This is a genomic window from Bordetella genomosp. 12 (assembly GCF_002261355.1).
Classification (GTDB): domain Bacteria; phylum Pseudomonadota; class Gammaproteobacteria; order Burkholderiales; family Burkholderiaceae_B; genus Bordetella.
Genome location: NZ_NEVU01000002.1, coordinates 638,463 through 658,522, shown reverse-complemented (window position 1 = coordinate 658,522; position 20,060 = coordinate 638,463). Strand labels below are relative to the sequence as shown.

The window sequence follows — 20,060 nt, the reverse complement described above, 5'->3', positions numbered from 1 at the left end:
CGCTTCCTTGTAATGGAGCTTATTGTTCAGGAACTACCCGCGCGCACTCGGTGGCGGCTGCGGGGTGATCGGCGTCCCACTCCGACTCGTTTTCGTAATCCCAGGCGCGGCGCAAATCAAAACTCATCGCCGCCAGCATGGTCAGGACAACCACCATGCCGAAAGAAGCGGCGCCCGCCCCCGCGCTGATCTCCATCAAACCCTGGAAATCGGCCAGCGCCGCCAGAATGATAACCACGAAAACGTCGAGCATCGACCATTGCCCGATGAACTCTACCATTTGATAGAGACGCGTACGCTGCCGCAAGTTGGTCCCGCTGCGCCATTGCAAGGTGAGCGCCAGAAACCCCAGCGATACGAGCTTGGTGAGCGGCACCACCACGCTGGCGATAAAGACGATGAGAGCGATATCCCAGGAGCCCATGGCCCACAGCTCGACCACGCCGCCCAGGATCGTATGCGAGCTCTCGCCGGCGATGGAACTCACGCGCATGACGGGCAACACATTGGCCGGGATGTAGAACACCACCGCGGCAATCAGCAGCGCCCAGGTGCGCGCCAGGGTATCGGGCTTGCGATAGTGCAGCACCGCGTCGCAACGATGGCAATGATGGGTGGTTTCGGCGTCATCGGCCTCGTCCAAGGCCTGCACCTGCCCGCAGACATGGCAGCCCGTCAGGACGGTATCGGCTTCCATCGGAGGAATATGCACCGGCACCAGGCCGGCGCGCTCGGCCAGGCGCCAGATGACCGGTGGCGCCAGCCGGCTGAGCATGGTGAGAAACACCGTCAGCGCGCCGAAGGCAAACAGACCCACCCGAGGTTCGACCGACGCCATGCCCGCCAGCTTGACCACCGAAACGAGCACACCCAGCAAAAAGACCTGCACCATGCTCCAAGGCCGCAGCAGACCCAGCAGACGCACCACGGTAGCAAACCCGAAGGGCAGTCGGCCGCTGGCCAGCGGCCCGAGCATCCAGAGCAGCACGCACAACTGCATCAGCGGGATCACGAACCCGACGGTGCCGGTCATGATCGCCACGATGTAGTGCCCTTGACGCCAGGTGATCGCCACGGCGTCCAGCAGCGTGGCCTCGCTCGTCATCCCCTGCACCGACAACGCGGCCACAGGGTAGAAATTGGCCACGCCGAACAGCAGCAGGCCCGTGATGGCCAGCGCCAGCCAGCTCGATAGCGTCAGCCCGCTGTAGCGCCACAGGGTGGAGCCACAACGTTCGCAGGCAGCCGCCTCGCCCGGATCAAGACTGTGCCAGCGATAAACGCTGGCACAGTGCTCGCAGGCGATAAGAGAGTGGCGTTCCAAGCAGGAACCTTAGACAGTTGGCATCAGTCGACCAGCTCCACTTCCGGCTTGTCCTTCGGGCTGGCTGACGGCTTGGCCGCATCGTCGAAAGACAGCACCACCTTGCCCTCGGCATCGAGGTCGACCGTGACGTTGCCGCCATCGACCAGGCGCCCGAACAGCAACTCATCGGCCAAGGCACGGCGGATGGTGTCCTGGATGAGCCGCTGCATGGGCCGCGCGCCCATGAGCGGGTCGAAGCCGTTCTTGGCCAGATAATCGCGCAGCTTCTCGGTGAACACCGCCTCGACACGGCGCTCGTGCAACTGATCTTCGAGCTGCATGAGGAACTTGTCGACCACGCGCAGAATGATCTCGCGATCCAGCGCCGCAAACGGGATGATGGCATCCAGGCGATTGCGGAACTCGGGCGTGAACATCCGGCGGATTTCGGCCATTTCATCGCCGACCACCCGCGTGTTGGTGAATCCGATCGCCGCGCGGTTCAAGGTCTCGGCACCGGCGTTGGTCGTCATGATGAGAATGACGTTACGGAAGTCGGCCTTGCGGCCATTGTTGTCCGTCAACGTGCCGTGATCCATCACCTGAAGCAGGATATTGAAGATATCCGGATGGGCTTTTTCGATTTCATCAAGCAGCAGCACGCAATGCGGCTGCTTGGTGATGGCCTCGGTCAGCAGGCCGCCCTGATCGAACCCCACATATCCGGGCGGCGCGCCGATCAGGCGCGACACGGCATGGCGCTCCATGTACTCGGACATGTCAAAGCGCAGCAACTCCACCCCGAGGGTGAAGGCCAACTGCCGCGCCACCTCGGTCTTGCCCACGCCGGTCGGCCCGGAGAACAGGAAGGCGCCGATGGGTTTGTCGGGCTTGCCCAAGCCGGAGCGGGCCATCTTGATGGCCGCGGCCAGCGCGTCGATGGCCTGATCCTGACCAAAGACCACCGTTTTGAGGTCGCGATCCAGCGTCGCGAGCTTGCTGCGATCGTCATTGGAGACCGATTGCGGCGGAATCCGCGCAATCTTGGAGACGATGGCCTCGATCTCGGCCTTGCCGATGACTTTCTTTTGCCGCGAGCGCGGCAGCAAGCGCTGGGCGGCGCCCGCCTCGTCGATCACGTCGATTGCCTTGTCCGGCAGGTGGCGGTCATTGATATAACGCGCCGACAGCTCGGCCGCGGCGCTCAGGGCAGCCGCCGAATAACGCACGCTATGGTGCTCTTCGAAGCGGCTCTTGAGGCCACGCAGGATCTGCACGGTCTGCTCGACGCTGGGCTCGGGCACATCGATTTTCTGGAAGCGGCGCGACAGCGCATGGTCTTTCTCGAAGACGCCGCGGTATTCGGTATAGGTGGTCGCGCCAATGCACTTGAGCTGCCCGGAAGACAGGGCCGGCTTGAGCAGATTGGAGGCATCCAGCGTGCCGCCCGAGGCCGACCCGGCACCGATCAGGGTGTGAATCTCGTCGATGAAGAGCACCGCATTCGGATTGCCGCGGATCTGCTTGAGCACGCCCTTGAGGCGCTGCTCGAAATCACCGCGGTACTTGGTGCCGGCCAGCAACGCGCCCATGTCCAGCGAATAGACTTGCGCGGCCTGCAGGATCTCGGGCACCTCGCCACGGGTGATACGCCAGGCCAGGCCCTCGGCGATCGCCGTCTTGCCGACACCGGCCTCGCCCACGAGCAAGGGATTGTTCTTGCGGCGGCGGCACAGGACCTGGATCACACGCTCGACCTCATGCTCGCGGCCGATGAGCGGATCGATGCGGCCGGCAAGCGCGGCGGCATTCAGATCGGTGGCGTATTGATCGAGCGGCGACTGGCGGGTTTCGCCGCCCTCCTCGCCCGGACTCTGCTGTTCTTTCTGCACGGACGACGGCTCTTCCTGGGGCTGCTTGGTAATGCCATGCGACAGGAAATTGACCACGTCCAGCCGCGTGACGCCCTGCTGCTGCAGGTAGTAAACGGCATGCGAGTCTTTTTCGCCAAAAATGGCCACCAACACATTGGCGCCGGTCACGGGCTTTTTACCCGTGCCGCCGGCCGAAACGTGCATGATCGCGCGCTGAATCACGCGCTGGAAACCCAAGGTCGGCTGGGTATCCACCTCGGCCCCGCTGGGAATGACAGGCGTGTTTTCAGTAACGAATTGGCGCAGATTACGGCGCAAATCGTCCAGATTGGCCGCGCAGGCGCGCAACACCTCGACAGCCGAGGCGTTGTCCAGCAACGACAGCAATAAATGCTCGACAGTAATGAATTCATGCCGAGCCGAACGGGCCTCGACGAACGCCATATGCAGGCTGACTTCAAGCTCTTGGGAAATCACGCTTCCTCCGTAACGCACGAAGCGGCAGGTACACGCTTCGTATTCTATGCCGATCAGGGCGTAACGCCAGCGATTTCAAATTCCAGGTCAGTGTATCGCCCGGCTTCGTCCATCACGGTGAGGTGGTAGCGCCCATTGCGCGCCAGGGACAATCCCTGCCTTTCGGCCGCCTCGGCATGACGATATAACTTACCATTCAACATCCACCATACCTGACCTTGGGCGCCTGCCAGGGCCAGATCCAGTGCGACGACGCGTGCGCCAGGGACGGGCCGCAGCACCGATCCCTGGGCGACGCCCTCGATACGAATGGGGCCGCCTGCCACGTTGGCATATTCGGTAAATGAGGGCGGAACCGTATCATTCAAGGCCCAGGCCGGTCGCTGTTGCGGGCAAACGCCGCCAGGCGCGCTCTCCCGGCGCCATCCCAAGGGCCAGCACGACACCACCGCGCGCACCGATTCCGGCCGCAGCCGCGCCCTGGGCGGGCCCGCCGGCAGGGCCGACACCACATCGCGCAACAAGGGCGCCGCAATATTGGCGCCAAAAAACCCCGGGTTGGGCGTGCCGTCCGGCCGCCCCACCCATACGCCCAACGTCCACTGGTCCGTCACGCCGATGGCCCACGCGTCGCGAAACCCGAAACTGGTGCCGGTTTTCCAGGCCAGGGCGCGTCCGGCCGCCGCCTGCTGGAACAAGGGCCGCTCGGGATGGCCGCCGCTTTCCAGAATGTCGCGCACGATCCAGGCCGCCCCCGCGCTCATGGCGCGGCTCTCGCGGCGGGCATCCTGCGGGCTCAGGCGCGGCTGGCCGGCCAGCCCGTCGCGCGCCAGGGCGCGATAAGCCCCCACCAGCTCCTGCAGATTGGTCCCCGCGCCGCCGAGGATCAGGCTCAGATTGGGCGCCGCGCCGGCCGGCATGCGCAACTGCACACCGGCGTTGAGCATGGCCGACGCAAAGCGCGCCGGCCCTACCCGATCCAGCAAATCGACCGCAGGCACATTCAAGGACCGCTGCAAGGCCTGGGACACACTGACTGGTCCGGAAAACGAGGCCTGGAAATTGCCTGGCGCGTAGCCGCCGAATGACATCGGAACGTCCATGAGCAGGCTTTCGGAATGCACGAGCCCGTCATCGAGCGCCTGGGCGTATAGAAACGGTTTGAGCGTGGATCCGGGCGAACGTATCGCGCGCACCATGTCGACATGCGCATACCGGCTGTCATCGGAAAAATCCGCGGAGCCCGCATAGGCTTTGATCTCGAGGCTGTCGTTGTCCATGACCAGTACGGCCATGGACACCTTGGGCGGCAGACTGTCCACGCGGTCGAGCAGCATGCGCTCGACGGTGGCCTGCATGTCTGCATCGAGCGTGCTGGTCACCACCGCCTCGGTGCCCGGCCGGGCAAGCAGCAGGCGCTGCGCGGCCAGCGGCGCCAGCCAGCGGGCCCGCAGCGGCGGGGCGACCACATTCTCGATGCGCGCATCGGCCACGCGGCCCGCCGACCACACCCCCAGCGCCTGCATGCGCGCCAGGACTTTATCGCGCGCCGTCCTGGCCGCTTCCGGATGCCGGTCGGGCCGTAGCCTCGACGGGGCCTGCGGCAGCGCCGTGAGCAAGGCGGCCTCGGCATCGCTGAGGTCGCGCGCGGATTTGCCCAACCACAGCCGTGCCCCCATCTCCACGCCTTCGACGATGCCGCCCATGGGTGCGTGCGCCAGATACATAGCGAGGATTTCATCCTTGCTGTAGTGCATCTCCAACTGCACCGCACGCCAGACCTGGCGCAACTTGGCGCGCAGGCTGCGCGAGGGCTGTCCGGCCAGCGCCGGATCGAGCATGCGGGCCACCTGCATGGTGAGGGTCGAGCCGCCGGAAACGATGCGGCCGTGGCGCACCCATTGCCAGCCGGCGCGCACCATGGCCCAAGGATTGACGCCGGGATGCCAGTAGAACCAGCGATCCTCGTACGACAGCAAAGTCTGCACATAACGCGGCGACACGTTATCCGGTGACACCGGATAACGCCACACACCGTCACGGCTGGGGTAGGTACGCAAAGGCGTGCCATCGCTGGCGACCACCACCCGCGCGCCGGCCGTCCCCGGCGGCGGCAAAGGCCATGCACGGTCCAACACAAATAGAACCAGCAGCGGCAGGGCCAGCAGGAAGGCGCCCGCCAGAGCCAGGCGCCTGCGCCGCGTCACCGGCGCGGCTGACGGTCGCGGATCTCGATGCTGCTCCATGTATCGCCCACACCACGCAGCTCGGGTCGATACATATCCTCGGCCACAACCGAAGGAACACTGTAGCGGCCGGGCGTCACCACGCGTGCCAGATAGAAAATGTCGACCTTGCCTCGTCCCAGGCTGGCCGCTGCCACGTAGCGGTCGTCACGGAACTCGCGGTGTTTGACGCTGGGATTGGCCATGGCGTCGGCCACCCGGCGTCCGCCGATCTGCCAATCCTGCATGGCCGGGCTCTGTGCGAGATTGAGGTTCTCAACCTCGAAGCCCGCCGGCACCCGGTCCACGATCAAGGCATCGGGTACGTACTGGGTCGCATCGGCCTGGATTCTCACGACCAGCATATCGCCCGTCTGCAACAGACCGCCATCCCATGGGCTGCCGTCGGGGCGATACCAGCTTCGCTGCAAGGTAATGACATCCTTGCGCGGCGCGGGCGCCGTTTTGGGCGTGCCTTGCGCGTCGAACTCCACGAACAGCGACTGATTCCCGGTGTTGCGCAACTGCGTGGCGGCCACCGCGCCCGCGCTGATTTCCAGGGTCTGGTCCTGGTCGCTGGACAGGTTGCGGCTGCCCCCGCCCTGCTGCAGATTGGCCTGCCACGGCGTGGCGCGGTCGCCGCCGGCGGCATTGGCCGCCAACAGCAAAGCCATACGCTCCTGCGTCGAAAGATAGGAACGATTTCCCAATCGGGCCGCTGTCTGCTCCAGCAGATTCTCGCTGCGCGGATCTTTCAGGCCATATTGCCCGACCAGTGCGTACGCCTGGGCATAATCGCGCACGCTGCTGCCGTAATCGCCCAGCCAGTCTTCGTAGTATCCGGAACCCCGGCGCGTAATGCCGTAGGCCCGCGTCATGCCCTGCTCCAGCGCGGCTTTCATGCGGCCTTCGTCGCCCAGCAGTTTGAAGGCCACCGCAAGCTGAATGAGCGGCAGCGGCGAGCGCGCCCGATCGCCATAATTGTCGAACAACTGCCTGACGGTCGACAGCGGCGCCTTGCCGTCGCGGGCCAGCACGAAGGCGGCGCTGGCCAGGCCGGCAAAGCGCCGATGGTCGTTGCGCAATACCTCCACGCTGCCGCTATCGATACGGCCGCTTTCCAGGCCATTGCGCAGATTGGCCGACCAGGTGCCAAAGCTGTTCGGCGTTTGCTGCAATTGCTCCAGCAGCCATTGGCGCGTGCGTTGCAGACTCTCCTCCGGCACCTTGAAACCGCGATCCCGTGCGTCCTGCATGAAGCCCAGCGCATAGGCCGACAGCCAGATATCGCGCACGCCGGAGTCGCCCCACAAGGAGTATGAACCGGTCGCCGCTCGCATGCCGGACAGCCGGGCCAAGGCGCCATCTATCTTGTCCTGCCGTTCGGCGGGCGTGCGCGGCGCGAGACTGAAACGCTGGGCCGCCGCATCATCGATGATGACCCACGGCAGCGTGGCGCTAATGGTCTGCTCCGTGCAGCCATACGGATAGTTCAGAAGCCCCTGCACCAACCGGCCGACATTCAGGGGCGGCCGGTTCGACAACGTCATCGACGCGGTGACCGAATCCGCATGCCAATTGGCCAGCAGCTCGGCAGGCGGCGTCCAGTCTTCGCCGGGATTCAGGCGGATGCGGCGCACGCGGCGCTCGGCCGCGTAGGCGGGCTGCACTTGCAGCACCGATTCACGCGTGATGCTCAGTCCATCCCCCTCGACCTGCAGACGCATGAGGCCCAGGCCATAAGAGCCCGTCGTGCTGGCGACGAAACGCAGGGTGGTGCGCTCCTTGTCTTTGAGCGTGACGGTACGCGTACTGTCGGCAATGGCCAGCGGATCCAGGGCTTGCAGCCTGACGGTCAACTGCCGCGTCGCGCCGCTCAGGTTGGTGAGGTCCAGGGCCACAGCGGCCTGATCCCCCGGCGTAATGAAGCGCGGGGTATTGAGTTCGGCCACCACGGGCGCGGCCACCGTCATTTCCGCGTCGGCGCTGCCGTAGCGATCGGCGGAAAATGCCACCGCCATCAGACGCAAGGTGCCATTGAAATCCGGCACATCGAGCTTGATGTCGGCCTGGCCTTTGTCATCGAGCTGCACCACGCCCGAGAACAAGTCCACCAGCTTGACCTTCTTGGGCAGGCTGCGGCTGTCGCCCCGCATGGCCGCGTCGCCGCCCCATTTCAGGCGTCCCTGCGTGCCATCCATTTTCTCGATCAACTTGCCGTACATATCGAGCAGCTCGGGCCCGTAACGGTGTTTGCCAAAAAAGAAATCCATCGGATCCGGGGTGGGATACTGATTGATATTCAGAATGCCCACGTCCACCGCCGAGAGGGTCACGTAGGCCTTACCGTCCGCCACGCCATCGACCTTCACACGCACGGTGGCGGCCCGCTCGGGTTCGACCTTGACCGGGGCGGCTAGGCTGACGCCAAGTTTGCGCGAGCCACTGGCCAGTGGCAGATAGGCCAGCCCCAAGGCGCGCGCCGGGGTGACGCGATCGCCCTCACTGCCCGGGCGGAACACCGTGGCCGACACATACAGATCATGGCGCTTCCAATCGGCGTTGACCGGAATCTCGACTTCGGTCCCTGTGGCCTTGACCGGCAGCCATTGCGACCACAACATGCGGTCGCCCTCGACAGTAATGAGCGCCTGGCCATCATGCGGCGGCACGACGGTCATGCGCACCTTGTCGCCCGGCTGGGCGGGCAGCCCCTGCATCTGCAGTTGCACACGGTCGGGCCGATTGCCGACCGCATCGGCGTCCTGGGCATTCCAGCCGGCGTAGAAGCGGTAGCGCGCCACTTGTCCCGTCTGCGGATCGGAGATCTCCAGGCGGTAACGGCCCCACTTCACATCCAGGGTCAGCGCGGCCCGCCCCGCAATATCCATCACGCGCGAGTCGGCCAGTTCTTCGGTTTCGGTATAGCCACTGTTCCAGCCGCGCTGATCATCGAAGCGCCAATAGTATTGCCGCTCTTCCCGGTACAACCGTACCTGAGCACCCGTGACGGCCTGCGGCTTGCCTTCGGCGTTGACGCGAATGACCTCGAATCCCGCTGGCGCGCCTTCCCGCGTCACGTCGCGGTCGAACAAGGGGCGCACGCCGATCAGCGTATCGGCCGGCCAGACGTTGCGCTCGATGGATCGCACCACGGGGCGCCCGCCCGACTCCAACAGGCTTACCGATAAACGGACTTTCATGGGCGAATGCGTATCGGCGACCTGCGGATCCACGCTGATCGCACCGCTGCCTTTCTCGTTCAATTCCGTGTCGGGCAGCTCCTCGAAACTGCGCCGGGCATCGTCGGCGACGTCACCGAAAATAAACCCTGGCCATTGCTGCGGCAAGGCGACGCGGTCGCGCTTGACCTGAAAGCTGGCCAACACGCGATTGCCCGCCGCCGGCGCGCCATACAGGTAGTCCCCCTGCAAATCTACTGTCCACGGCTCACCGGGCGCCAAGACGGGCTGGTCGGTGTCCAGAGCGAGCTTCATGCGCTCGGGCAGAAATTCCTCGACCTGAAACTTCCAGCTCGCGTCCGGCAGGCGGGCCGACGGATCGACCCGCAACTCCAACATCCAGGTGCCGGTCTGGGCGTCCAATGGCAGGCTGACGACCTGTTCCAGATAGTTCGGCAGACCGCTCTTGGGATGCCACAACGTGCTGCGGGCAACGCGCCCGTCCGGCCTCTTCAGCGTGGCGGTCAGCGGACTGGCCGCCAGCGGCCGGCCGTCGGGGTCGCGCGCCAGCACCGAGACATGGAAATCCTCGCCCGGCCGGTAGAGATTGCGCCCGGCGTAGACAAAAAGATTGTTGTTGCGCGCGGGGTGGCCGCCAATGTCGTACTCAGAGAGATCCAGCGCCGGTTCGCCCAATGCCAGCAGCGTCATCTCCTTGCCGCGCGTGGCGCGCATCACCCGCGCATTGGCGTGCGAACCATCGAACCGCACATGGCCTTGCGCATCGGCGTCTGCCTGCGCCAGCGTCTTGCCCGCGCCATCGATCAGTTCGATGCGCACGCCGGACAAAGGTTGGCCGGTCTTCAGGGACACGGCATAGGCCTCGCTGCGATCCGGATAGCGGCGCGCGTGCAGGCCGATGTCACTGACGTAAAAATAGGTGGTCTGGTACTCGTAGCGGAAACGCCCCGGCTGGCTCATCACGGCGATGTAGAGGCCGGGTTCCTGCAGTTCTTTGATGTGCTCGACCGGCAGGAAAGTCACATGGCGCCGATTGGGTTTGTCATCCGTGACAAAGCGGCCCTGATAGACGCTGGTGGTGAGCGTATTCAGGCGGTCCAGATCCCAGTTGCTGACGGAGCCTTTCATGCTCCGGTTTTCCGCGTAACGCCAGTCGTCCTCCTCGTCGGGATCCGCCTCGTCTTCGTCGTCCGCAGCGGCCGTCTTGCGCCCCACGCCCAGCACCGTGTCGAAAAACTCGGGCACGCGCTGCGGATCCACGCGCAGAAACTGCACATCGACCTCGGGCATATTGACCGTGGCCACCGGCAAGCCGCCGTTCTGGCCGGCCGGCAGCACGACGCCCCGGCTGGCAAAGTAGAACGATGGCGGCATGGCCTGCGTGCTGACATCGCAACGGGCCGCCTGCGGCAAGGCTGCCACGGGCTGCCCGCCGGGCAAACCTTCGCGCACACTGATGGCATAGCGCTTGAGCGGCTGCACGTAGGGGAAATACACGACCCGGGGGTTGTCGCCCACCACCCAGCCGCCCTGCACGGCGCGCCCGGCGGGCGCGGGCTGCCCGGTCTGAGCCGGGCTCTGAACACTGGCGGCCTCATCGCTGTCGGCCTTGCCCAATGCGCCCAGCTCGGTAACCTGCAGATAGCGGCTCAGATCGGCCTTGCGATCCACGGGCTGCGTGAAGGTCAGCGCCAGGGCCAGGCTGTCGTTGTACTGGCGCGGCTGGCAATTCAGGGCCGCGAAGGCATCGGGCGCGCCCACCGTGGCCTGCCCCACCGGTGCGGCCGCCGTGCCGCTGGCAGCCGGCGTGGCGGCCCGTTCCGCGGTGGCGACAACCGTCTGCTCAGCCTGGCGAGCGGCCTGCGGCGAGACGGCCTGCGGCGCGGGGCCTTTCCCCGCCAACCACCCCAGCCCCACGGCAGCGGCGATGACGACCGCTCCCAACCAGACCTTCTTTGTGTTCGTCAAGGCGCACCTCATGCTGCTACATCGATGACCGCCGCCAGGATACTGGCCGCAGCGGCCTTACTGTGAAAAGGGAAGTCGGGCCAGCAATGCCCGAACCCTTTACTACACGGGTTCCATGATGCACTGCAGGGGATGCTGTTTGGCCCGCGCATATTGCGCAACCTGCGCAATGCGCGTGGCCGCCAGGTCACGCGGGTAGACCCCGCAAACGCCACGACCATCGTGGTGTACCTGTAACATGATCCGGGTGGCTTCTTCTTGATTTTTGCCAAAAAACTTCTGCAAAACCTTCACCACGAATTCCATCGGGGTGTAATCGTCATTAAGCAGAACGACCTGATACATCGGCGGCGGCGCGGTACGCGCCGACTGCTTTTCAACCACGATATCGTGCTGCGAATCCAAGGTAGAACTCATAGGGCGGCTATTCTATTTAATCGGCCAAATAATCACGTCAGACTTACTCAAAATTACACGCGGACATGCGTAGTTTCCATACTTGACGCCAGAAAGAAAAGGGGCGCATTATCCATGCAATCGGGGGCCTTATCACTCGCTGGCCAGGGCAACCGTTCCCGGATGGGCTTCAGGCCAGGCCGTGGCCCCTTCGTCCACCATACGATTCAAAAGAGGCAGTCCGCATGTCTGACACGACCGCAACCGCCGTCCAAGGGGACAATCCAAAATCGACCGGAACCGTCAAGTGGTTCAATGACGCGAAAGGTTTTGGCTTCATTACACCCGATGATGGCGGAGAAGATCTTTTCGCGCATTTTTCGTCTATCCAGATGAACGGTTTCAAAACCCTCAAGGAAGGCCAGAAAGTCGCTTTCGAGATTATCCAGGGTCCCAAAGGCAAGCAAGCACTCAATATTACGTCGGCCTGAGCCAGGCCGACAGACAGCATTATGCAGGCGGAGCCCTCTGGCTCCGCCTTTTCATTTGTCGCCGGCGGCGGTGCCAGTACGCCGCGGTTGGGGGTACCATAGCTCCCATCCGCCGACCCTCTATTGTCGTACATGCAGACTCTTTCCGCCTTGATCCGTTCCGCTGCCCTTGCGCTGGCACTGTCACCCTTGGCCGCCTTCGCTGCCGGCCCCCAGCAGAACACCTTGCCCACCACGCAATTGTCGACCGGGATCCATGTGATTCAGGCCGAAGTGGCCGATACCGACGCCAAACGCCGCATCGGTCTGATGAACCGCAAGGCGTTGCCGGGCAACACCGGGATGCTGTTTGTGTTCGAACAGCCCGATCTGCAGTGCTTCTGGATGCGCAACACCCTGCTGCCCCTGTCCATCGCCTTCATTGCCGATGATGGCACGATTTCCAACATCGAGGACATGGCGCCCCAGACCGACGACGCGCATTGCTCGCGCAAGCCGGTGCGCTATGCGCTGGAAATGAGCCAGGGCTGGTTTGCCGAGCGCGGCGTCAAGGCCGGCGCCAAACTCGACGGCCTGCCCTGAGCGCGGCCGAAATAAAAAAGGAGTCCGCGAAGCGGACTCCTTTTGACGCCTTCAGGCGATTCAGACGCGCTCGATGATCAGCGCGATACCCTGACCGACCCCGATGCACATCGTGCACAGCGCATAACGGCCGCCCGTGCGATGCAGCTGATTGATGGCGGTCGTGGCCAGACGGGCGCCGCTGGCGCCCAGAGGATGGCCCAGGGCGATGGCACCGCCATTCGGATTGACGCGTGCGTCATCATCGGCAATACCCAGATCGCGCAACACGGCCAGGCCCTGCGCGGCGAACGCCTCGTTCAACTCGATCACATCCATCTGCGCGAGCGTCAGGCCGGTCTGGGCCATCACCCTGCGGGTGGCCGGGGCCGGACCCATGCCCATGATGCGCGGCGCAACGCCAGCGGTGGCCATGCCCACCACGCGGGCTCGCGGCGTCAGGCCATGGCGCGCAGCCGCCTTCTCGTCGGCCAGCAGGAGCGCGACCGCCCCGTCATTGACGCCAGAGGCATTGCCTGCCGTGACACTGCCGCCCTCGCGCACCACGCCCTTGAGCTTGGCCAACGACTCCAGGCTGGTTTCACGCGGATGCTCGTCCTTGTCGACGATCAGAGCATCGCCCTTTTTCTGCGGGATGGATACCGGCGTGATTTCCGCGTCGAAATAACCTTCTTTCTGTGCGCGAGCCGTCTTCTGCTGGCTGGCCAGCGCGAACTTGTCCTGATCGGCGCGCGAGATGTTGTAGTCATCGGCCACGTTCTCGGCCGTCTCGGGCATGGAATCCACACCGTACTGCGCCTTCATCAGCTTGTTGATGAAGCGCCAGCCGATGGTGGTGTCGAAAATGGCGGCATTGCGCGAAAAAGCACTGTCGGCCTTGCCCATGACGAAGGGCGCGCGGCTCATGCTTTCCACCCCGCCGGCCAGCATCAGGCCGGCTTCGCCAGCACGGATCGCGCGCGAGGCCGTACCGATGGCGTCCAGCCCGGAGCCGCACAGACGGTTGATGGTCGAACCGGCCACCTCGATGGGCAAGCCCGCCAGCAGGGTAGCCATGCGGGCCACGTTGCGGTTGTCTTCACCCGCCTGGTTGGCGCAGCCGAAAATGACGTCGTCGATTTCTTCCCAACGCACATTCGGGTTGCGCGCCATCAGCGCCTTGATCGGAATGGCGGCCAGGTCATCGGCACGCACCGACGACAAGGCACCGCCATAGCGGCCAAAAGGAGTACGGATCGCATCGCAGATAAAGGCTTGCTGGGTCATGGCTCGTCAGAAAGGGATGAGTGAATGGGGGTTACGGCCATGTTACCGCAGCGTTTCCTGCGCCATCCTGGTGCAGCCACAGGTGTCCAGAGAACGGACGCTGTCTATTGCCTGGACAGATCTGGCGGCCGCTCGGGCCGCGCGGCCTCCTGCAGCGCCGCACGGCGAAAACGCCCTGCCGCGAAATGGTAGAAAGGCTGCGGGCAGAACTGGCGCGACACCACGGAAGCCAGCAACGCCCCCGCCAGCAGCCAGAACAGCATGGGCTGACTACCCGTCATCTCCATCACGACCACGCTGGCCGTCAACGGCGCCTGGGTCGCGGCGGCCAGAAAAGCGGCCATCGAAATCAACACCAGCACACGGCCATCCACGGTGCCGCCGGTCCAGAGCCACAACTGATGCCCCAGACCCGCGCCGGTGGTCAGCGCCGGGGTAAAAATACCGCCGGGAATACCCGCCCAGTATGAGGCGACCGTGGCGGCCAACTTGCTCAGGCCAAACCCCGTCGGGGCCTGCCCGTCACTGCCCAGCAGCACCGCCGCCGTTTCGTAGCCCGTGCCGTAGGTCGCCCCCGAACTGGCCACGCCGATCAGCGCCACGACCAGCCCCAGCGCGAACGCCGCACCCACGGGGTGGCGCCGCACGGTGTCGCGCCAGCGCAGCGGCAGCACCCCCGGCAGCCCCTTGCCCAGCAGTCGCGCGAATATCCCGCCCAGGCAGCCATTCAGGACGCCGCAGGCGGCCACCCACCAGACCATGTTCTGGGACAGCGAACCCGCCCCGAACACGCCGAAATACGGGTTGTTGCCCGCTAGCGCCACGACCATGAAACCGCAGGCCAGCACGCCTAGCAGCACCAGCCTCTGCCAACGCAGCGCCGCCCCGCGCCCGAGCTCTTCGATGGCGAAGATGACGCCGGCCAGCGGCGCGTTGAAGGCCGCGGCCAGGCCACCGGCGGCGCCCGCGGCGATCAATTCCTGGCTGTGAAAACCCCGCATGCGCAAACCGAGGCGGCGGCAGAGGTTGCCCCAGGCCAGCATGACGGCCGCGCCTACTTGCACCGAAGGCCCTTCCCGGCCCACCGACGCCCCGGCCAGCATGGCGCAGAAGGTCAGCGGGATCTTCCAGAGGGTTTGGCGCAAGCTGACCAGGCTGCTCTGGGCCGCGCCGGGCGGCAGCGACAAGGCGGCGATGACCTGCGGAATCCCGCTGCCGGCGGCCTGCGGGGCAACCCGCAGGGTCAGCCAACGCAAAGCGGCCAACGCGCAAGGCAACACCAGCAATGCCCAAAGACCATGGGCGTGGGTCCATTCCCGATTCCACTCGAGCGCCTTGTCTGCCATCAATGCGAACCCCATCGACACCAGGGCGACCAGGGCGGCACCTCCCAACATCAGGCCGATCTGCACACTTTTGCGCGACAGCCGCCGCATCTGACGTAGCTTGCGCCGGGCCAGGCGCCGCGCGCGCACGGTCAAGCGAGTCAGTCTCGAAGGAGGCGGATCCAGGGACATGGGTTTTACCAGGGGGAAGAACGGCAACATAACACTGCCAACGTAACATCAACCTGATAGCACAAGACAGCAGAAAAAAGCCCGGCATGGTGCCGGGCCTCGATCGTGCAGGGCGCGCCGGGCGCGCCATTTGCCTGTCAGGCGAAGTTCTTTGCCGCGAAGTCCCAGTTCACCAGGGCCCAGAAATTTTCCAGGTACTTGGGGCGGGCATTGCGGTAATCGATGTAGTAGGCGTGTTCCCACACATCACAGGTCAGCAGGGGCTTGTCGGTCGTGGTCAGCGGCGTGGCGGCATTGCTGGTGTTGACGATATCCAGCGAACCGTCGGCCTTCTTGACCAGCCAGGTCCAGCCCGAACCGAAGTTGCCGGCGGCCGACTTGTTGAAGGCTTCCTTGAAAGCGTCGAGGCTGCCCCACTTGGCATTGATGGCCTCGGTCAAGGTGCTACAGGGCTCGCCGCCGCCATTGGGCGAGAGGCTGTTCCAGTAGAAGGCGTGGTTCCAGACCTGGGCCGCGTTATTGAAAACACCGCCGGACGACTTCTTGACGATATCTTCGAGCGAGGCGTTTTCGAACTCGGTGCCCGCGATCAGATTGTTCAGATTCGTGACGTAGGTCTGATGGTGCTTGCCGTAGTGGTATTCCAGCGTTTCCTTGGAAATGCGCGGAGCCAGCGCGTCCAGGGCGTAAGGCAGAGGGGGAAGAGTATGTGCCATAGTCGATTCCTTCTTTGTTGAATGCACGATCAAGCCGGTTGATTGTATCGGCTCTTCTCGAGGGGTTGCGCCTAACCCTGGCGCAGCCTGGGGTTAACGGCTGGATTCAATACGCGTGATGTCGGCGCTGACCCGGCCTTGAGCCAGGTCGATGGTGACGCCCTCACCCGGCGCGAGCGCGGCAGCCTGGCTCACCACCTGTCCCTGCGCGTCGCGCAGCACCGCATAACCCCGCGCCAGCGTGTTCTCGGGATCGAGCGCGCGCAGTTGGGCTGCCAAGGCCTGCAGCCGCGCACGACGCTCGGCCAGCAAAGCCTGTTGGCCGCGCACGAGACGGCGCGTCAACCCCTGCACCCGGTCCAGGCCGCGCCCGGTCTGGGGCCCGCGCCGCGCCAGGCGTTGCGCCAGCACCGTCAGGCGGCTGCCGCTGGCCGCCAGCGGGCGCAAGGCCGCCGAAGCCAGCCGGTGCCGCAACGTGCTCAGACGCTCGCGTTGATGCGCCAGCCGCTGGGCCGGCGAAATCAATTGCGCGCTCGCCCTGTCCAGGCGCTGGCCGGCCTGATCCAGGCGCCGCTGCTGCGCCCGCGCCAGCCGCGCCGTCACGTGTCCCAATTCGGCCAGCAGATCGCCGCGGGCAACGCAGGCCAGCTCGGCCGCCGCCGTGGGTGTGGGCGCCCTGACGTCGGCCACGAAGTCGGCGATCGTAAAGTCGGTCTCGTGGCCAACGCCGCTGATGACCGGCATGGCGCATTGCGCCACCGCCCTTGCCAGCGCCTCGTCGTTGAAACTCCAGAGATCTTCGATACTCCCGCCGCCGCGCACCAGCAACAGCGTATCGACTTCCTGCCGGGCACTGGCCACAGCTACCTGCCCGGCCAGCCGCGCGGCCGCGTCGGCGCCCTGCACCGGCGCGGGATAGATGATGACCTCGACCTGGGGTGCCCGCCGCGCCAGCGCCGAGAGCACATCGCGCAGCGCCGCCGCGTGCAGGGAGGTGACCACCCCGATGGCGCGCGGCAGTCGCAGCGGGACGCGTTTGCGTTGCGGGTCGAACAAGCCTTCGGCGGCCAGCGTCTCTTTCAGGCGCAGAAACGTCTCATACAGGTTTCCCACCCCTGCGCGGCGCATGGCGTCGGCCTGGAGCTGGTAATCGCCCCGGGGCTCGTACAGGGACACCCGCGCCCGCACCTCGACCTCATCGCCAGGCCGCGGGACGAACCCGACCGCCGCCGCGCGGCTGCGGAACATTACGGTCCGCACCGATGCGCGGGCGTCCTTGAGCGTGAAGTACCAATGCCCGGAAGCGGCCTGCGTGAAGTTCGACACCTCGCCGCGAACCCATATGGGCGGGACGCTGCGCTCGAGCAACTGCCCCACCGCTTGGTTCAGCTGGGCAACCGAGAGGATATCCCGCGCAAACACGTCGTCTTTGACAGCAAATCCAATTGTCATGGGGCTTTGAGCGGCAAATGTGTCCACAGGGCTTGAAATTGCGGGCTCGCATGATAGCGCAAACCATGCCGGCCCGCCGGCTGCCCGGAGCGCCTTGGTCATCCGTGCAAGCCATTGATTTTTATCAACAAACGCCGAAACCCACATTGCGCAAAAGGGGCGCAAACCACCCTAAACCCATGGCCGGCGTGTGTTTCCCGGAAGTTTTGCACAGAATTATCCACAAAAACTGTGGATAGCTTTGGCGCCCGCGCGACTTGCCACTGATGCCGGCAGGCCGTTACATTGCCGCCTTGTATGCCTTGCAGCCAAACCGCTGCGACCACAGGAGCACCCCGTCTTGCTATCCCTCTTGCGCGATGCCGGCTGGCCGATCTGGCCGTTGCTGGCGACCTCCATTTTCGGGCTGGCCCTCATACTCGAACGGCTGCTCTCACTGCGCCGCTCCCAGGTGATGCCGCGCGGGCTGACCGAACAGGTCCACGAGATGCTGCGCAATCACGACGAAAGCCCGGAGGCGCTGGCACGCCTGGAGCGCAGTTCGCCCTTTGGACTCATTCTGGCCGAGGTGCTGCGCATGCGCCACGGCTCGCGCGAGGCAATGCGTGACGCCGTCGAAGTCGTCGGGCAGGGTGTCGCCCAGGAACTCAACCGCTACATTCCGGCCATCGGCACGATTGCCATGGTGGCCCCCCTCATGGGCCTGTTCGGCACCGTGGTGGGCATGATCGAAATCTTTGGCGCCTACAACCCTGGCAGCGCCGACCCGGCCCAGCTGGCCCATGGCATTTCGGTTGCCCTGTACAACACCGGCTTCGGCATCCTCATTGCCATCCCCACCATGATCGCCCACCGCTATTTCCGCAGCCGTGTGGACAACTACATGAGCGCGATGGAGCAGGCGGCGACGCGCCTGGCGCGCGGAGTCCAGCCATGAATTTCCGCCGCCGCCGCGGTCACCAGGATGAGCTGGACATCAATTTCATCCCGCTCATCGATGTGTTGCTGGTCATGCTCATTTTTCTTGCGGCCACGACCACCTTCGCGCGCTACAGCCAGTTGCAGATCACCCTGCCGCAGGCCCAGGCCGAGGTGCTGCAGCCGCCCGCCACCCTGGAGGTGGCGGTCAGCCAGGATGGCCACTACGCGCTCAATGGCACGCTGCTCGACAGCAGCGACCCGGACACCATGGCGCTGGCCTTGCGTCAGGCCGCCGGCGACAAACCCGACGCCGTGGTCATCATCAACGCCGATGCCCAGGCAGCCCACCAGGCGGTGGTCAACGTCATGCAGGCGGCGCGCCAGGCAGGCATCGGCCGCATCAACTTCGCTGCTCAGACCGCCCGGTGAAGCTGCGCGACCGCCTGCATCGTTTCGTTCAACGCCAGTGGCGGCTGGGTGGCTGGCTGGCCACGCTGCTGCGCCCGTTGTCGGCCCTGACCGCCATCGCGGTGCGCCGCAAGCGGCAGGCCTACCAGACCGGCCGCAAAACGGGCTGGCGCGCGCCGGTGCCGGTCATCGTGGTCGGCAACATTTATGTGGGCGGCACTGGCAAGACCCCGGTGGTCGTGGCCGTGCTGCAAGGCTTGCGCGCTCGCGGCTACACCCCCGGGATGGTAAGCCGCGGCTATGGCGTGCGCATCGACGGCCCAGCCCGGGTCGGCCAGGGGACGCTGTCCGCGGCGGACTTCGGCGATGAGCCCGCCCTCATCGCCGCGGCCACCGCGGCGGCCGTCGCCGTGCATCCGCGCCGCGCCGAAGCCGCCCAGGCACTGTTGGCCGCCCATCCGGAGGTCGATGTCATCGTGGCCGATGACGGCCTGCAGCACCTGGCCCTGGCGCGCGATATCGAAATCGTGGTGCAGGACGAGCGCGGCTGCGGCAACGGGCGGCTGCTGCCGGCCGGTCCCTTGCGCGAGCCGCCCGAGCGCCTGGACCACGTCGATGCAGTCATCACCAATCTGAATACCGGGCCGGGCCGCGCGCCTGCGCAGGGCCCCGCCCGCCAATGGGCCATGTGGCTCGAACCCGGGGCCGCACGCCGCCTGACCGACGGCGAACAACGCCCCCTGGCAAGCTTTGCCGGCCAGCCGGTGGCTGCCGCGGCGGGCATCGGCAATCCAGGCCGCTTTTTCCGCACGCTCGAGAGCGCCGGGCTGCTGCCCACGCCGCGCCTGGCGCTGCCGGATCATTACGACTACGCCCGCTCGCCCTTTGCCGGGCTGCGTGCCGAGGCCATCTTCATCACCACCAAGGACGCGGTCAAGTGCGCCGCCTTCGACGATCCCCGCCTGTGGGCGGTTCCGGTGAGCGCGGCGTTTTCCGCGCCCGACTTTCTGGACTGGCTCGTGTCGCGCCTGCACGCCCTGCCCCCGCGCTGAGCGCGTTCTGCTTTAGAATTCAATCATGGAATCCCGCCTACTCGACATTCTCGTGTGCCCGCTGTGCAAGGGCCGTCTCGAATCCCTGCGCGCCGACGATGAGCTCGTCTGCCACGCAGACCGCCTCGCCTTTCCGGTGCGCGACGGCATTCCCGTCATGCTCGAAAGCGAGGCCCGCTCGCTCGATCCGGCTGCCGACGCCTGAG

The 20,060-nt window shown here is 65.3% G+C and carries 15 protein-coding genes; 6 read left to right on the top strand and 9 right to left on the bottom strand.

Annotated elements, in window-relative coordinates:
- Positions 1–19: 19 nt before the first annotated feature.
- The 5 genes from CAL22_RS08380 to clpS form a co-directional block, all read right to left on the bottom strand.
- Positions 20–1,324, bottom strand: a complete 1,305-nt coding sequence (locus CAL22_RS08380; protein WP_094812157.1) for a paraquat-inducible protein A — start codon at positions 1,322–1,324, stop codon at positions 20–22.
- A 23-nt stretch (positions 1,325–1,347) separates the two neighbouring features.
- Positions 1,348–3,657 (bottom strand): ATP-dependent Clp protease ATP-binding subunit ClpA, encoded by a 2,310-nt coding sequence (gene clpA / locus CAL22_RS08375; protein ID WP_094812155.1) that lies wholly within the window; start codon positions 3,655–3,657, stop codon positions 1,348–1,350.
- 53 nt (positions 3,658–3,710) lie between these two features.
- Positions 3,711–5,903 carry a penicillin-binding protein 1C gene (gene pbpC, locus CAL22_RS08370; protein WP_094812153.1) on the bottom strand — a complete coding sequence of 731 codons (2,193 nt, stop codon included), beginning with the start codon at positions 5,901–5,903 and terminating at the stop codon, positions 3,711–3,713.
- The gene (locus CAL22_RS08365; protein WP_244193817.1) at positions 5,861–11,053 is read right to left on the bottom strand and encodes an alpha-2-macroglobulin family protein; all 5,193 of its coding nucleotides are present in this window, start codon (positions 11,051–11,053) and stop codon (positions 5,861–5,863) included. Before CAL22_RS08365 ends, pbpC begins: the two co-directional genes overlap by 43 nt.
- Positions 11,054–11,155: 102 nt before the next feature.
- Positions 11,156–11,470, bottom strand: coding sequence for an ATP-dependent Clp protease adapter ClpS (gene clpS, locus CAL22_RS08360; protein WP_094812148.1), 315 nt, complete (start codon positions 11,468–11,470; stop codon positions 11,156–11,158).
- Positions 11,471–11,694: 224 nt separating this feature from the next.
- Between clpS and CAL22_RS08355 the strand changes: the two genes are divergently transcribed.
- Positions 11,695–11,940, top strand: coding sequence for a cold-shock protein (locus tag CAL22_RS08355; protein ID WP_012249572.1), 246 nt, complete (start codon positions 11,695–11,697; stop codon positions 11,938–11,940).
- Between the two features lie 132 nt (positions 11,941–12,072).
- Positions 12,073–12,522, top strand: coding sequence for a DUF192 domain-containing protein (locus tag CAL22_RS08350; protein WP_094812146.1), 450 nt, complete (start codon positions 12,073–12,075; stop codon positions 12,520–12,522).
- Positions 12,523–12,582: 60 nt separating this feature from the next.
- Here the strand turns inward: CAL22_RS08350 and pcaF are convergent, their stop codons facing one another.
- The 4 genes from pcaF to xseA all read right to left on the bottom strand — a co-directional run bounded on the left by pcaF (position 12,583) and on the right by xseA (position 17,473).
- Positions 12,583–13,788, bottom strand: coding sequence for a 3-oxoadipyl-CoA thiolase (gene pcaF, locus CAL22_RS08345; RefSeq protein ID WP_094812144.1), 1,206 nt, complete (start codon positions 13,786–13,788; stop codon positions 12,583–12,585).
- A 104-nt stretch (positions 13,789–13,892) separates the two neighbouring features.
- Positions 13,893–15,224 (bottom strand): chloride channel protein, encoded by a 1,332-nt coding sequence (locus CAL22_RS08340; protein ID WP_348271684.1) that lies wholly within the window; start codon positions 15,222–15,224, stop codon positions 13,893–13,895.
- Between the two features lie 218 nt (positions 15,225–15,442).
- The gene (sodB, locus tag CAL22_RS08335; RefSeq protein WP_094812142.1) at positions 15,443–16,021 is read right to left on the bottom strand and encodes a superoxide dismutase [Fe]; all 579 of its coding nucleotides are present in this window, start codon (positions 16,019–16,021) and stop codon (positions 15,443–15,445) included.
- A gap of 93 nt (positions 16,022–16,114) precedes the next feature.
- Positions 16,115–17,473, bottom strand: a complete 1,359-nt coding sequence (xseA, locus tag CAL22_RS08330) for an exodeoxyribonuclease VII large subunit (protein WP_094812140.1) — start codon at positions 17,471–17,473, stop codon at positions 16,115–16,117.
- Between the two features lie 340 nt (positions 17,474–17,813).
- Between xseA and CAL22_RS08325 the strand changes: the two genes are divergently transcribed.
- Genes CAL22_RS08325 through CAL22_RS08310 form a run of 4 tightly spaced genes read left to right on the top strand, consistent with a single transcriptional unit; the run spans position 17,814 to position 20,059 of the window.
- The gene (locus tag CAL22_RS08325) at positions 17,814–18,410 is read left to right on the top strand and encodes a MotA/TolQ/ExbB proton channel family protein (RefSeq protein WP_208621934.1); all 597 of its coding nucleotides are present in this window, start codon (positions 17,814–17,816) and stop codon (positions 18,408–18,410) included.
- Complete coding sequence (locus tag CAL22_RS08320) at positions 18,407–18,823, top strand: ExbD/TolR family protein (protein ID WP_094812136.1); 417 nt, start codon at positions 18,407–18,409, stop codon at positions 18,821–18,823. Before CAL22_RS08325 ends, CAL22_RS08320 begins: the two co-directional genes overlap by 4 nt.
- Positions 18,820–19,854 carry a tetraacyldisaccharide 4'-kinase gene (gene lpxK, locus CAL22_RS08315; protein WP_094812134.1) on the top strand — a complete coding sequence of 345 codons (1,035 nt, stop codon included), beginning with the start codon at positions 18,820–18,822 and terminating at the stop codon, positions 19,852–19,854. Before CAL22_RS08320 ends, lpxK begins: the two co-directional genes overlap by 4 nt.
- Before the next feature lie 25 nt (positions 19,855–19,879).
- Positions 19,880–20,059, top strand: coding sequence for a Trm112 family protein (locus CAL22_RS08310; protein ID WP_094812132.1), 180 nt, complete (start codon positions 19,880–19,882; stop codon positions 20,057–20,059).
- The last annotated feature ends 1 nt before the right edge of the window (position 20,060 follow it).

Coding starts and splice junctions, on each gene's coding strand:
- xseA (WP_094812140.1), bottom strand. CDS start 17,473: ATGACAATTGGATTTGCTGTCAAAGACGACGTGTTTGCGCGGGATATC.
- pcaF (WP_094812144.1), bottom strand. CDS start 13,788: ATGACCCAGCAAGCCTTTATCTGCGATGCGATCCGTACTCCTTTTGGC.
- CAL22_RS08340 (WP_348271684.1), bottom strand. CDS start 15,224: ATGCGGCGGCTGTCGCGCAAAAGTGTGCAGATCGGCCTGATGTTGGGA.
- clpS (WP_094812148.1), bottom strand. CDS start 11,470: ATGAGTTCTACCTTGGATTCGCAGCACGATATCGTGGTTGAAAAGCAG.
- sodB (WP_094812142.1), bottom strand. CDS start 16,021: ATGGCACATACTCTTCCCCCTCTGCCTTACGCCCTGGACGCGCTGGCT.
- pbpC (WP_094812153.1), bottom strand. CDS start 5,903: ATGGAGCAGCATCGAGATCCGCGACCGTCAGCCGCGCCGGTGACGCGG.
- CAL22_RS08355 (WP_012249572.1), top strand. CDS start 11,695: ATGTCTGACACGACCGCAACCGCCGTCCAAGGGGACAATCCAAAATCG.
- CAL22_RS08310 (WP_094812132.1), top strand. CDS start 19,880: ATGGAATCCCGCCTACTCGACATTCTCGTGTGCCCGCTGTGCAAGGGC.
- CAL22_RS08320 (WP_094812136.1), top strand. CDS start 18,407: ATGAATTTCCGCCGCCGCCGCGGTCACCAGGATGAGCTGGACATCAAT.
- CAL22_RS08350 (WP_094812146.1), top strand. CDS start 12,073: ATGCAGACTCTTTCCGCCTTGATCCGTTCCGCTGCCCTTGCGCTGGCA.